5 protein-coding genes are annotated in these 14,938 nt (G+C 60.7%); 1 reads left to right on the forward strand and 4 read right to left on the reverse strand.

Annotated elements, in window-relative coordinates; genetic code table 11:
- The first annotated feature begins 195 nt into the window (after nucleotides 1-195).
- Nucleotides 196-9,807, forward strand: coding sequence for an Ig-like domain-containing protein (locus AAF463_RS12330; RefSeq protein WP_350260862.1), 9,612 nt, complete (start codon nucleotides 196-198; stop codon nucleotides 9,805-9,807).
- Nucleotides 9,808-10,055: 248 nt separating this feature from the next.
- Here the strand turns inward: AAF463_RS12330 and AAF463_RS12335 are convergent, their stop codons facing one another.
- The 4 genes from AAF463_RS12335 to AAF463_RS12350 all read right to left on the reverse strand — a co-directional run bounded on the left by AAF463_RS12335 (nucleotide 10,056) and on the right by AAF463_RS12350 (nucleotide 14,930).
- Nucleotides 10,056-10,901 (reverse strand): GNAT family N-acetyltransferase, encoded by an 846-nt coding sequence (locus AAF463_RS12335; protein ID WP_350260863.1) that lies wholly within the window; start codon nucleotides 10,899-10,901, stop codon nucleotides 10,056-10,058.
- 114 nt (nucleotides 10,902-11,015) lie between these two features.
- On the reverse strand, nucleotides 11,016-11,975 hold the full coding sequence (cbl, locus tag AAF463_RS12340; RefSeq protein ID WP_101762578.1) for an HTH-type transcriptional regulator Cbl: 960 nt from the start codon (nucleotides 11,973-11,975) through the stop codon (nucleotides 11,016-11,018).
- A gap of 436 nt (nucleotides 11,976-12,411) precedes the next feature.
- Entirely contained in the window at nucleotides 12,412-13,329 is a 918-nt protein-coding gene (nac, locus tag AAF463_RS12345) for a nitrogen assimilation transcriptional regulator NAC (protein ID WP_101763422.1), read from the reverse strand.
- 569 nt (nucleotides 13,330-13,898) lie between these two features.
- Nucleotides 13,899-14,930 (reverse strand): ABC transporter permease, encoded by a 1,032-nt coding sequence (locus AAF463_RS12350; RefSeq protein WP_101763421.1) that lies wholly within the window; start codon nucleotides 14,928-14,930, stop codon nucleotides 13,899-13,901.
- Between the last annotated feature and the right edge of the window lie 8 nt (nucleotides 14,931-14,938).

Here is a 14,938-nt window from a genome sequence, read left to right on the forward strand (position 1 = left end):
GGTTAACTCATCTGGCCGTATCCGCCCGCCCGGCCCTTCCCCCTTTTCTCTCTCTCCGATCCACCAGGAGTTTTCCTCCTTTGCAGACGGTTCTTGATACGAGTCCGTAACGCGCTGCTCTAACATTCCCGCCGCTGTGCGATGTCGTGTAAACCGCGCCGCACTTACATTGACAACACATTATGGACGATCCTTATGATTGATTTATTTGCACGCAGCCAGACCCTTTACTTTCAAAGCGCCGACGGCAAGCTGGTGTTTGGTAACAATGAGAAGCTGGAGCCCGGCGGCTTTATTGAGCTGGTCATCGGCACCGACACCTTCCGCGTCCCCGTAGACGACAAAGGCTTTTACCGCTGGGAAGCGCCTTCCGCCTACGCCGACGGCCACTACAGCTTCTCAATCCGCCACTTTGATAACGCCGGCAACCGCAACCCGCCGACGCTCGGCACCGTGATTGTTGACACCAGCGCCCCCGCCGCCCCTGAACTGCTGAACCTCTACGACGACCAGGGCGACAAAACCGGCAGCTTTGACGCCGGCAAGGCCACCGACGACAAACGCCCGACGCTGACCGGCATCGCGCAGAAAGGCAGCACCGTTTACCTGCTCAACGACAAAAATGAAAAAATCGGCAGCGCGGTGGCGGACAAGGTCACCGGCAAGTGGGTGATGGATCCAGCGCAGGACTTGAAAGACGGCAGCAACAGCCTGCGCCTGGTGGCCGAAGAGACCTTTGGTAAACAGCTGCGCGCCGGCACGCCGTCTGCGCCGTTCAACATCATTACCGGCAACGGCAGCGCGCAGGTTGAACACACCGGTGACGCCGCCGCCGCACCGGCCGCCACCGAACCGCTGGCCCGCAGCAAAACCCTCTACTTTGAAAGCGCCGACGGCAAACTGGTGTTTGGTAACAAAGAGAAGCTGGAGCCCGGCGGCTTTATTGAGCTGGTCATCGGCACCGACACCTTCCGCGTCCCGGTAAACGATGAAGGCTTTTACCGCTGGGAAGCGCCGACGCCCTACGCCGACGGCGAGTACAGCTTCTCCATCCGCCACTTTGACAACGCCGGCAACCGCAACCCGCCGACGCTCGGCACCATGATTGTGGATACCACCGCGCCGGACGCGCCGGAGCTGATTAACCTCTACGACGACCAGGGCGTCGTGACCGGCAGCTTTGACGCCGGCAAGGCCACCGACGACAAACGCCCGACGCTGACCGGCATCGCGCAGAAAGGCAGCACCGTTTACCTGCTCAACGACAAAAATGAAAAAATCGGCAGCGCGGTGGCGGACAAGGTCACCGGCAAGTGGGTGATGGAGCCATCGCAGGACTTAAAAGACGGCATTAACAGCCTGCGCCTGATGGCCGAAGAGACCTTTGGTAAGCAACTGCGCGCCGGCGCGCCTTCGGCGGCGTTTGACATCGTGATTGCCGGCGACAACGTCACGGTTACCATTACCGATGCGTTTGACGACGCGGGCAGCTTCACCGGCGCGCTCGGCAACGGCGCGCTCACCGACGACGCCACGCCGACCCTGCGCGGCGAGGTCTCCGCCGCTGACACCGTTATCGTCTATTACCGCCTCGCCGGCAGCCCGACCTGGGCCGGCAGCGCCACCGCCACCCTCAGCGGCGACACCTGGAGCTGGACGCCGGGCAGCAACCTGCCGGCCGGCCGCTATGAATTCCAGGCCAGCACCGGCGACGTCGCCTCGGCGCTGTTTGAGCTGGAGATCGTCAGCCCGTCCGATATTGCCCTGCGCACCCGCTTTGAAACGGTTATCGACGACTTCGGCGATGCCACCGGCCTGCTGGAAAGCGGCGCCATCACCGACGACGCCACGCCCACCTTCCAGGGCCGGGCGGAAGCCAACAGCCAGGTGGTGATCCGCTATACGCTGGCGGGCGGTGCTGCTGCCTCCGTCACCGTTGACGCCGACAGCACCGGCCGCTGGAGCTGGACGCCGGGCACCGGGCTGGCCGCCGGCCAGTGGTCGTTCGACGTCAAATCTCTGGGGCAGACGCACTGGAACGACAGTTTCGATCTGATCATTGTTTCTGAAAGCGACGGCGGCTTTGCGCCCGTCATCGATTACGCGGTGGATGACTTCGGTCCCGTGACCGGCAACCTCGGCAGCGGCAGCAGCACCGACGACAGCACGCCAGCGCTGCACGGTCGCGCCGAAGCCAACAACCTGGTGATCCTGCGCTACACCCTGGGCGACGGCCGCTATGCCAGCGCCAGCATAAAAGCAGATGCAGGCGGCAACTGGTCGTGGACGCCGCCGGAGCTGGCCAGCGGCAGCTGGACCTTCGAGGTGAAGAAGAGCGGTCAGATGGACTGGAGCAGCTTTACGCTCACCATCGATCCCAATGCCGATCGCAACGCCAGCATCGACAGCGCGCTGGATAACGCGGGCCCGGTAACCGGTAGCCTGAGCAGCGGCGCATCCACCGATGACACCACGCCAACCCTGCGCGGGAGCGGCCCGGCCAGCAGCGTTATCACCCTGCGCTATAAAATGGACGGCGGCAGCTACGCCTCCACCACGGTGAGCGTGGACAACGCAGGCAACTGGTCGTGGACGCCGTCCGCGCTAGTGAAAGGCAGCTGGACCTTTGAGGTGCAGAAGGCCGGCCAGAGCGGCTGGAGCAGCTTTAAGCTGACCATCGATCCGGACCTCGATCGCTACCCCACCATCGACAGCGCGCTGGACAACGCGGGCCCGGTAACCGGCAGCCTGAGCAGCGGCGCGTCCACCGACGACACCACGCCGACCCTGCGCGGTACCGGCCCGGCAAACAGCGTTATCACCCTGCGCTACAAGCTCGGTAACGGTGGCTACACCCTCGACAGCGCGAGCGTGGATGCAGACGGCAACTGGTCGTGGACGCCAAATACGCTGGCAAAAGGCAGCTGGACCTTTGAGGTACAGAAGGACGGCCAGAGCGGCTGGAGCAGCTTTAAGCTGACCATCGATCCGGCGCTGGACCTGAAGCCAACCATTGACAGCGCCTGGGACGACTTTGGTGCGGTAACCGGCAGCCTGACAAGCGGTGACACCACCGATGACAACACGCCAACCCTGCGCGGTACCGGCGTGGCCGGCACCATCATCCTCTTCCAGAACGGCCTGGCGGGCAGCTCCTGGAATGATGTGGGCAGCACCGTCGTTAAAGCGGACGGCACCTGGGAATGGACCTCACCGGTACTGAGCAAAAACGGCACCTGGGAGTTTCACGCGAAGGCGCAAAACGGCGACGTTATCAGCGGCTGGACCGGGAAATTTATTCTGAAGTACGTTGCTGCCGCCGGACCGGTGATTACCGATGCGCTGGACAACGTCGGCCCGGTAACCGGCAGCCTGAACAGCGGCGCGTCCACCGATGACAGCACGCCAACCCTGCGCGGCACCGGCCCGGCCAACAGCACCATTACGCTGCGCTACAAGCTGGGCAGCGGCAGCTACGCCTCCACCACGGTGAGCGTGGATAATGCAGGCAACTGGTCGTGGACGCCGGATACGCTGGCGAAGGGTAGCTGGACCTTTGAGGTGCAGAACGCCGGCCAGAGCGGCTGGAACAGCTTCCAGCTGACCATCGATCCGGACCTCGATCGCTACCCGACCATCGACAGCGCGCTGGATAACGTCGGCCCGGAGACCGGCAGCCTGAGCAGCGGCGCGACCACCGATGACACCACGCCAACCCTGCGCGGCAGCGGCCCGGCCAACAGCGTTATCACCCTGCGCTACAAGCTTGGCAGCGGCAGCTACGCCAGCACCACGATAAGCGTGGACGGCAACGGCAAGTGGACGTGGACGCCGTCCGCGCTGGCCAACGGCAGCTGGACCTTTGAGGTGCAGAAAGCTGGCCAGAGCGGCTGGAGCAGCTTCCAGCTGACCATCGATCCCACCGTGGACCGCGATGCCGTGATCAACAGCGCCTGGGATGACTTTGGCGCCGTGACCGGCACCATTGCCAACGGCGGGACCACCGACGACAGCACGCCAACGCTGCGCGGCACCGGCCCGGCCAACAGCAGCATCACGCTGAAGTACAGCAATGGCGACCGCAGCGGCGGCATCATAGTTAAAGTGGACGCCAGCGGGAACTGGACGTGGACCGCGCCAGATCTGGAGGACGGACACTGGACCTTTGAGGTGAAGAAGGACGGCCAGGAAAGCGCGAGCCGCTACGAGCTGACCATTGATTCCAACGCGGACCGCAACGCCAGCATCGACAGCGCGTTCGACAACGTCGGCCCGATGACCGGCAGCCTGAGCAGCGGCAGCAGCACCGACGACACCACCCCGACCCTGCGCGGCAGCGGCCCGTCCAACGGCACCATCACGCTGCGCTACAAGCTCGGCACCGGCAGCTACGCCTCCACCACGGTGAGCGTGGACAACACAGGCAACTGGTCGTGGACGCCGTCCGGGCTGGCGAAAGGCAGCTGGACCTTTGAGGTGCAGAAGGCCGGCCAGAACGGCTGGAGCAGCTTCCAGCTGACCATCGATCCGGACCTCGACCGCTACCCGACCATCGACAGCGCGCTCGACAACGTCGGACCGGTGACCGGCAGCCTGAGCAGCGGCGCGACCACCGACGACACCACGCCGACCCTGCGCGGTACCGGCCCGGCCAACAGCGTTATCACCCTGCGCTACAAGCTCGGCAACGGTGGCTACACCATCGACAGCGCGAGCGTGGATGCCAGCGGCAACTGGTCATGGACGCCAAATACACTGGCGAAAGGCAGCTGGACCTTTGAGGTGCAGAAGGACGGCCAGAGCGGCTGGAGCAGCTTTAAGCTGACCATCGATCCTAACCTGGATCGCAATGCCACCATCGACAGCGCGTTCGACAACGTCGGCCCGGTGACCGGCAGCCTGAGCAGCGGCAGCAGCACCGATGACACCACGCCGACCCTGCGCGGCAGCGGCCCGGCCAGCGGCACCATTACGCTGCGCTATAAAATGGACGGCGGCAGCTATGCCTCTACCACGGTGAGCGTGGACGTAAACGGCACCTGGTCGTGGACGCCAAATACGCTGGCAAAAGGCAGCTGGACCTTTGAGGTGCAGAAGAGCGGCCAGAGCGGCTGGAGCAGCTTCCAGCTGACCATCGATCCTACCGTGGACCGCGATGCCGTGATTAACAGCGCCTGGGATGACTTCGGCGCCGTGACCGGCACCATTGCCAACGGCGGGATCACCGACGACAGCACCCCGACGCTGCGCGGCACCGGCCCGGCCAACAGCACCATCACGCTGCGCTACAAGCTCGGCAGCGGCAGCTACGCCTCCACCACGGTGAGCGTGGACAACGCGGGCAACTGGTCGTGGACGCCGTCCGCGCTGGCGAAAGGCTGCTGGACCTTTGAGGTGCAGAAGGCCGGCCAGAGCGGCTGGAGCAGCTTCCAGCTGACCATCGATCCGACCCTGGACCGCAACGCGACCATTGACAGCGCCTATGATGATTTTGGTGCCGTCAAAGGCGTTATTTCCAACGGCGGCGTCACCGATGACGCCACGCCAACCCTGCGCGGTACCGGCCCGGCCAACAGCGTCATCACCCTGCGCTATAAGCTCGGCAGCGGTGGCTACAACACCGACAGCGTGAGCGTGGACGCCAGCGGCAACTGGATGTGGACGCCGAATGCGCTGGCCAGCGGCAGCTGGACCTTTGAGGTGCAGAAGGCCGGCCAGAACGGCTGGAGCAGCTATAAGCTGACAATCGACCCGACCGTGGATCGCAAGCCGACTATCGACAGCGCCTGGGATGACTTTGGCGCGAATACCGGCCTGATCGCCAACGGCGGCATCACCGACGACGCCACCCCCACCCTGCGCGGCACCGGCCCGGCCAACAGCACCATTCTGTTGCGCTACTTCCACCTTGCCACCCTGTTTGAGGGCACGATCAAGGTAGACAGCAGTGGCAACTGGACGTGGACCGCACCGGCGCTGACGGACGGCGACTGGACCTTCGAGGTGAAGAAAAGCGGGCAGTCTCAGTGGAGCAGCTATGAGCTAACCATTGACTCCACCGCCGATCGCAACGCCACCATCGACAGTGCCTGGGACGACTTCGGTCCGAACACTGGCAGCCTGAGCAGCGGCAGCAGCACCGACGACAGCACGCCAACCCTGCGCGGCAGCGGCCCGGCGAACAGCACCATCACGCTGCGCTATAAGCTTGGCAGCGGCAGTTACGCCTCCACCACGGTGTTCGTGGACGGCGGCGGCAAGTGGTCGTGGACGCCGTCCGGGCTGGCAAAAGGCAGCTGGACCTTTGAGGTGCAGAAGGCCGGCCAGAACGGCTGGAGCAGCTTCCAGCTGACCATCGATCCGGACCTCGATCGCTACCCGACCATCGACAGCGCGCTCGATAACGTCGGCCCGGTGACCGGCAGCCTGAGCAGCGGCAGCAGCACCGACGATAGCACGCCAACCCTGCGCGGCAGCGGCCCGGCCAACAGCGTTATCACCCTGCGCTACAAGCTTGGCAGCGGCAGCTACGCCAGCACCACGGTAAGCGTGGACGGCAACGGCAAGTGGACGTGGACGCCGTCCGCGCTGGCCAACGGCAGCTGGACCTTTGAGGTGCAGAAAGCCGGCCAGAGCGGCTGGAGCAGCTTTACGCTGACCATCGATCCGACCGTGGACCGCGATGCCGTGATCACCAGCGCCTGGGATGACTTTGGCGCCGTGACCGGCACCATTGCCAACGGCGGGACCACCGACGACAGCACCCCGACGCTGCGCGGCACCGGCCCGGCCAACAGCAGCATCTCGCTGAAGTACAGCAATGGCGACCGCAGCGGCGGCATCATTATTAAAGTGGATGCCAGCGGTAACTGGACGTGGACCGCGCCAGATCTGGAGGACGGACACTGGACCTTTGAGGTGAAGAAGGACGGCCAGGAAAACTGGAGCCGCTACGAGCTGACCATCGATTCCAACGCGGATCGCAATGCCAGCATCGACAGCGCGTTCGACAACGCGGGTCCGGTGACCGGCAGCCTGAGCAGCGGCGCGTCCACCGACGACACCACCCCGACCCTGCGCGGCAGCGGCCCGTCCAGCGGCACCATCACGCTGCGCTACAAAATGGACGGCGGCAGCTACGCCTCCACCACGGTGAGCGTGGACAATGCAGGCAACTGGTCGTGGACGCCGTCCGGGCTGGCGAAAGGCAGCTGGACTTTTGAGGTGCAGAAGAGCGGCCAGAACGGCTGGAGCAGCTTTAAGCTGACCATCGATCCGGCGCTGGATATGCAGCCCACCATCGACGATGCCTGGGACAATTTTGGCGCGGTGACCGGCAGCCTGAAGAACGGAGACACCACCGACGACAGCACGCCGACCCTGCGCGGCAAAGGCGTGGCCGGCACCATCATCCACATTCAGAGCAGCCCGCCGGGCGTGCCGTGGGAGACCGTGGGCAGCACCGTGGTGAGAGCCGACGGCACCTGGGAGTGGACCTCACCGGCGCTGAGTGGCAGCAACACCTGGGACTTCCGGGCCCAGGCGCAGACCGGCGATCACTTCAGCGAGTGGAGCAACAAGTTCGTGGTGAAATACGTTGCGGCGGCGCCTGACAAGCCGACCATCACCGATGCGTTTGACGACGTCGGTCCGGTGACCGGCAGCGTGAAGCACAACGGCTACACCGATGACAGCACGCCAACCCTGCGCGGCAAAGGCGTGGCGGGCAGCATCATTCACTTCCAGAACGGCCCGTGGGATAAGCCGTGGGTGAACGTGGGCAGCACGGTGGTGAAAGCCGACGGCACCTGGGAGTGGACGTCGCCGGCGCTGGACCACAGCGACAACTGGCACTTCCGCGCGTACGTAGAGAACAGCAACGGCCAAAGCGACTGGTCAGACAGCTTTATTCTGAACTACACCGATCCGACGCCGACCATTATTGACGCGTTTGATGATTTTGGAGCCCAGACCGGCAGCCTGCAGAACGGTGATACCACCGACGACAGCACGCCGACCCTGCGCGGCAAAGGCGTGGCCGGCACCATCATCCATATTCAGAGCAGCCCGCCGGGCGTGCCGTGGGAGCCAGTAGGCAGCACCGTGGTGAAAGCCGACGGCACCTGGGAGTGGACTTCACCGGCGCTGAAAAACAGCAACACCTGGGACTTCCAGGCCCAGGCGCAGAACGGCGATCACTACAGCGCGTGGAGCAACAAGTTTGTGGTGAAATACGTCGCAGCGGCGCCTGACAAGCCGGTCATCGTTGATGCGTTTGACGACGTCGGTCCGGTGACGGGCAGCGTGAAGCACAATGGTTACACCGATGACAGCACGCCAACCCTGCGCGGGCGCGGCGTGGCGGGCAGCATCATTCACTTCCAGAACGGCCCGTGGGATAAGCCGTGGGTGAACGTGGGCAGCACGGTGGTAAACGCGGACGGCAGCTGGGAGTGGACGTCGCCGGCGCTGGATCACAGCGATAACTGGCACTTCCGCGCGTATGCAGAGAACAGCAGCGGCCAAAGCGACTGGTCAGAGAGCTTTATTCTGAACTACACCGATCCCGCGCCGACCATTACCGATGCATTTGATGATTTCGGTGCCGAGACCGGCAGCCTCGCCAGCGGTGACACCACCGATGACCAGACGCCAACCCTGCGCGGCACCGCGCCAGCAGACAGCGTGGTGATGATCCGTGCACAGCATGCTTCGGGTGAAAAAACCTACAGCGTGAAGGCGGGTGCGGATGGTAAGTGGAGCTGGACGCCGGATACGGCGCTGGCGAAAGGCGACTGGGATTTCCAGGTGAAGCAATCCGAAGTGGAGAATTGGGGGGAATCGTTTGAGCTAAGTATTACGAAGGATTATTCAGGTAGAAAAGGAATTGTCGATTTTGAAGATATGTATTTAGGTCCGCGTTATGGTGCAGGAATTCTTTTCAACGGAAATTGTGCACTTGTTTGGGGGAGCAGAAATAGTCCCGAAGTTTTAAGTGCTTATATTATACAAAAGCCAAATGGCGCTCCTGATTATTTTGGAGAGCATTGTCTTATTCCGAATTGGGCCCAATTAGAAATCCAAGGTGGTAAGATAGTAGATATTGGTTTCGATGTATATAATAGAGGAACTACAGATTTAACATTCCGAATGACTGTAAGCAGTCGTATCGCAGAAACCTATACTATTAAACCTGGCGAAACACTTCATTTTGATCGTGATAGTTACAAGAACACTTTTGATGGAACCAAAACTGAAAGTTTGGCCCTACTCTTTTTTGGACCGGCTAATCAATTCGTTTTTGATAATATATATACTATTGTTACACCACCAAGCACCTCGGCACAGTTGGTAGATGAACCCGAAAACATCGTCCACTTCCTCGATGGCGTTGACGAATTAACCGAACACGCCATTACCGGCAGTGAAACCCAGGTTGATACTCTGCAATTAACCGGCAAAGATCAGCTGCTCGATTTATCTCAGCATCAAGCAGAGATTCAATCGGTGGAGATCTTTGATATTCGCGGCAGCGGGGATAATACGCTGAAAATCGATCTGGATGCGCTGCTGCATTACGGCGAAAAAGATCTGTTTATCGAAGACGGCAAAACCCAGCTGATGATCAATGGCGATGCCGGCGATGTGGTGCAGCTGAAAGATATTCTGCCGGAAGGCAGCGATATCAGCGAGTGGCAGCATCAGCAGGGAACCGTGACGGTTGCGGGCGTGGAGTACGAAGTGTACAGCCACGGCGATGACGCGGAACTGCTGGTGCAGCAGGGGGTGAAAACCGAGCTGATTTAACGGTTAGATCCTTCTAAATCTGTCTGGAAAGCCACCGAAGTTCGGTGGCTTTTTTTTGTTGTTTACCCACTCAGAACCTTCGGGCATCGCGCCCCGGATGGCATTGCGCACCTGCTGGCATTGCGCACCTGCTGGCATTGCGCACCGGCTGGCATTGCACGATAAATCGCGCCGCTACGTTGCGCGGCGATCACCGCACACCGCATCCGCCGAGACGGCACCGGCAGCGATCCCCTCTTCATCCGGCATCACCCCATCGCCTGCGTCATCAAACCATAAGCCTGCATCGCGCCGGGCTGTGGCGCCCATGGCGTGCCGCGCACCATGATGGTGGGCGCATCCACCTGCTCCAGACCCAGGGTTTTCAGCCATTGCGCCAGCGGTAACGCGGCGTCGGTATCGATGCGCACAAACTCGCCATGCAGGGTTTGCATCAGGGCGGCAATCAAGGTTTGCGCGCTCGCCAGATTCAACGCAATCACCGGGCCAATCGACCAGCCGTGACCAAACCGGCGCAGGCTGGCAAAGCCCTGCACGCGCTGCTGCGCATCCAGCAATATCCGGGTGTGTGCAGCGGCAATCAGGTGGGTGATTAACGCGGGGCGCCACAGGCCGTGCGCCTGGTGATCGAAGGCGGTTAACTGTTGTGCCTCTGCGGGCAGCGCGGGACGCAGCGTGAAACCGGCTGGCACCGTCAACGCTGGCACCGCCGCCAGCGCGCGCGTTTGATGCTGCAGGAGCTGGCCCGTCACCGCAAAACCGAGTTTCTGATACAGCGGTTTGCCGCTCTCGGTGGCGTGCAGCCGCAGCCGGTAATCAGGAAATTGTTCCAGCAGCGCCAGCATCAACTGTTTACCGATGCCCTGCCCTTGCCAGCGTGGGCTGACGATGACGAGTCCGATGGTGGCCGCCTGCTCGCCCCAGCGAAACCCCAGCGCGCTGCCAGCGTAGTCGCCCTGATTTTCAGCCACCGTGCCTGCGCCGAACGTCAGCGCCTGCTGCCAGTCTTCGCGGCGATGTGGCCAGTGCAGTTGCTGCGTGAGGGCAACGCCCGCTTCGATGTCGCGTGGCGTCATAGCGCGTAGCCTGATCATGTTTGCTCCTGATGTGCGGGAAATGCCCTTGTCTTTAGCACATTTCAGGGCGGGGATGAAAGCGGGAGCGTGGTTGCGTGGCGGTGCGGCTGAATTGCGCCGCACCGTGCTGGATCAAATCTGGAAGTCGATGGCCGGTTCGTTTTCGGTTTCGTAGGAGAGCGCCTGACGCTTGATCTCCTCCAGCGACAGGTTGGCATTACAGAGTTCGAGGAACTGCCAAACGTAATTGCGTTGCAGCTGGCCGCGCTTCAGGCCGAGCCACACGGTATTGGCATCGAACAGATGATGAGTATCGATTTTTACCAGATCTTCCCCTTCGTAAATATCGCACGCCTGATCGGCGAGAATCCCCACGCCAAGACCGAGTTCCACGTAGGTTTTCACCACGTCAGAATCCTGCGCGCTGAGCACGATATCCGGGCGCAGACCGGCAGCCTGGAATGCACGATCCACCCGCGAACGGCCGGTAATGCCCTGACGATAAGTGATTAACGGATAACGGCTCAGGCTGGCGAGCGTAATGGGCTGCTGCTGCAACAGTTCATGATCGTGCGGTACCAGCAGCGAGTGATGCCAGCTGAACCACGGGAACGCCGCAAGACTGCTGTTGTTCACTAGCTGCTCGGAGGCGATACCGATATCGGCTTCACCGGCCAGCAACATGGCGACGATCTCCTGCGGCGATCCCTGATTCAGCTCAAGGCGCACGTTGGGATAGAGCTGGCGAAACGCTTTGATCACGCGCGGCAGGCTGTAACGCGCCTGGGTGTGCGTGGTGGCGATGGTCAGCACGCCGCTGGTTTCATTGGTAAACACATCCGCTAAGCGGCGTACTTTGCCCGCTTCATCAAGGATGCGCTCAGCAATGGTCAACAGCGCCTTGCCCGGTTCGGTCATGCCTAACAGTCGCTTGCCACGACGAATAAAGATTTCTACGCCCAGTTCATCTTCCAGATCGCGAATATGGCGGCTGACTCCGGATTGGGAGGTAAACAGCGTATTCGCCACTTCGGTCAGGTTGAACTCGCAACGGGCCGCTTCACGTATAATTTTAAGTTGCTGGAAATTCACACCCTTTTCTCCTGGTTCCTGCCCCTGTTTCGTCCATGTTATGAAGTTGGTGTCATGGCAACAAATAATAAAAAACGGTGTGTTATGCGGAATAGTAATAAGGAGTCGTTTGAAGGACGCCCTCACCCCAACCCTCTCCCGCAAGCGGGCGAGGGAGCTGATCGAGCGGTTGGTTGGTAAGGTGATCATTGTGGCTAAATATGCGCTGGATCGGTCCCCGCTCCCGCAAGCAGTCGAGGGAGCTGATCGAGCGGTTGGTTGGTGAGGTGATTTATTTGGCTAATATAGGCGGGATCGGTCCCCGCTCCCGCAAGCGGGCGAGGGAGTTGATCGAGCGGTTGGTTGGTGAGGTGATTTATTTGGCTAATATCGGCGGGATCGGTCCCCTCTCCCATTGATGGGAGAGGGTTAGGGTGAGGGAAAAAGTGCGCTTAACTCATCCCACCAGCATCAATTCGCGGTCCTCTACCGCTGGCTTATTCAGCAGCGACAGCAAAATATTCTTCACGGCCTGCGCCGATGGCGACAGCGGCAGACGCGCCGAGATGTTCAGCGACAGCGGCAGATTGAGTGACGGACTGTTAATGCGCGCCATCCATGCATGGGTTGAACTCACTAGCGCCCGCGCTGCAGATTCTGGCAGCACCGTCACGCCCATGCCGCTGGACACCGCCGCCGTTAGCGTCGAAATGGATTCGATTTCGCCGATGATGCGCGCGCTCAGACGGCGCAGCGAGAACGCTTCATCGACACGTTTACGCACCGCACTGTAATCGCGCGGCAGGAACAGGCTCATCTGCGCCACATCGGCCAGATCGACCGTCGCACCCGGGCACGCTGTTGCGCCCACCAGATAGAGCTCTTCTTTCATTAAGGGAATGCTGTTGATGCCCGCCGTTGGCGCACGGTCGTACAGCACCGCCATATCCAGCTGGCCGTTCATCACTTTTTCATTGAGCGAGGTGCCGCTGTTTTCATGCAGATACACCAGCACATCCGGGAACTGCTCACGCACCGTGTGCAGCAGCGGCATGGTGAGCGAGGATGCGGCGGTGCCCGGCGCTAAACCAATCGAAACCTGGCCGTTCAGTGCCTGGCCGGCGTTGATCACCGCCGTTTGCGCCTGTTCACACTGGCGCAGAATGGTGCGAGCGTGGGCATACAGAATTTTTCCGGCTTCAGTGGGCGTCACGCCGCGCTTGGTGCGGATCAGCAATTGCTGATCGAGTTCATTTTCCAGCGTCGCCACCTGCTGGCTAAGCGCAGGCTGCGCGATGTGCAGCACTTCTGCTGCCTGAGTCAGGCTGCCGATATCGACGATTTTTACAAAATATTTGAGTCGTCTTAAATTCATGTTGCCTCCGTCAATCCCCGAATACCCAGTTGGGTGTTTCAGCCTGCTGGCTTGTGGGAATGAAGTTGCAATATGCAGGCCAGGTTTGTTCGCGATGCAAAATTGCGTTGCCAGATTTTTCCTAACGGCACGGAAAATAAGCGTTTGTGATTACCTCGAAGGAGTTAATAAGCGTGGGCGATGACGTGATTTGCGTAAGCGTTGAACAACATGCACCGCCGTGGGGCAGAAAATGCGAGTCAGGCGTGCAAAAAAGTGATGACCGGATGAGCTGGTTTGGTGCAGAAAACACAGAAAGTGAACAGAAACGGCGGGAATGGAACAAAACGAGCGGGAAAGAATGGGGTTAGCCAGTTGGAAAACTTATGTGGGCGGCGGTGCGCGCCGTCCCTCACCCTAACCCTCTCCCGCGCGCGGGAGAGGGAACTGACCGTGCACAATGTCACTACGCAAAATAATTCGCGCTGTAGCAAGGCGGCAAGAAAATTCAGCCCCGGGAGCATAGTTAACTATGTGACCGGGGGGAATTTTCGCAGCCAACGCCGCTACAGCGTGAAGCATGAAGCGTATTAGCGTTTTTTACGGTTGCGATGCATATCTATTGAAACCGCTGCGACGATGATGATGCCTTTGATGATGTCCTGCACATAAGCATCGACACCGACAAAGGTGAAGCCGCTCTTGATCAGGCCAAGGATCACCGCACCAATCAGCGTACCGGTGATGCGCCCCACGCCGCCCATCAGGCTGCTGCCGCCGATAACCGCTGCGGCAATGGCATCCAGTTCGTACGCCATACCCATGCTGGACTGGCCGCTACTGACACGCGCCGCCAGCACCACACCCGCCAGGCCAGAGAGCGCACCGGCGATGGTGTAGACAATGATCAGGTACTTATTAACGTTGATACCGGACACTTTGGCGGAGGTCATGTTGCCGCCAATCGCGTAGACATATTTGCCGTAGCGGGTGTGTTTCAGTGCGATGTGGAACAGGAACGCCACCACCAGGAAGATAATGACTGGCATCGCGCCCTGGCCGATGGAGGTGAAGCCATCTGACAGGAAGCTAATCGGGTTACCCTGCGTGTAGTACTGCGCCAGACCGCGTGCCGACACCATCATGCCAAGCGTGGCGATGAACGGCGGAATACCGGTTTTGGTGATCAGCACGCCGTTCATTACGCCGCACAGCAGCCCTACGCCAATACCGGCGACGATGGGAATCACCGCAGGCAGGTTTACCAGCGAGGGATACATCGGCGACAGGCTGTCTGAAGTTTGCGCCAGACTGGCCGCCACCACCGCGGTGAGGGCAATAACCGAACCGGATGACAGGTCAATACCGGTGGTGATGATGACCTGGGTCACGCCCACCGCGATGATACCGATAATCGCCACCTGCAGAATAATCAGCACTAAGCGGTTGGTGTTCATCAGGAAAGATTGGTCACGTACGTACCAACCGGCAATTTCAAAAATCAGGGCAATGCCCACCATCACGACAAAAATCCCGGTGTCTTTTGGCAGCTTGTGACGCAGGTTGCCAAAGAAAGAACTCTGTTCTGCGGCCTGCGGGGCCGTAATTTTTACGTTACTCATAGGTGTCT

The sequence above is a fragment of the Pantoea sp. BJ2 genome (assembly GCF_040255075.1).
In the GTDB taxonomy this organism is placed as follows: Bacteria; Pseudomonadota; Gammaproteobacteria; order Enterobacterales; family Enterobacteriaceae; genus Pantoea; species Pantoea leporis.

Bases quoted from the DNA above. Each gene is read 5' to 3' on its own strand.
- AAF463_RS12330 (WP_350260862.1), top strand. From the start codon at position 196: ATGATTGATTTATTTGCACGCAGCCAGACCCTTTACTTTCAAAGCGCC.
- AAF463_RS12335 (WP_350260863.1), bottom strand. From the start codon at position 10,901: ATGATCAGGCTACGCGCTATGACGCCACGCGACATCGAAGCGGGCGTT.
- nac (WP_101763422.1), bottom strand. From the start codon at position 13,329: ATGAATTTAAGACGACTCAAATATTTTGTAAAAATCGTCGATATCGGC.
- AAF463_RS12350 (WP_101763421.1), bottom strand. From the start codon at position 14,930: ATGAGTAACGTAAAAATTACGGCCCCGCAGGCCGCAGAACAGAGTTCT.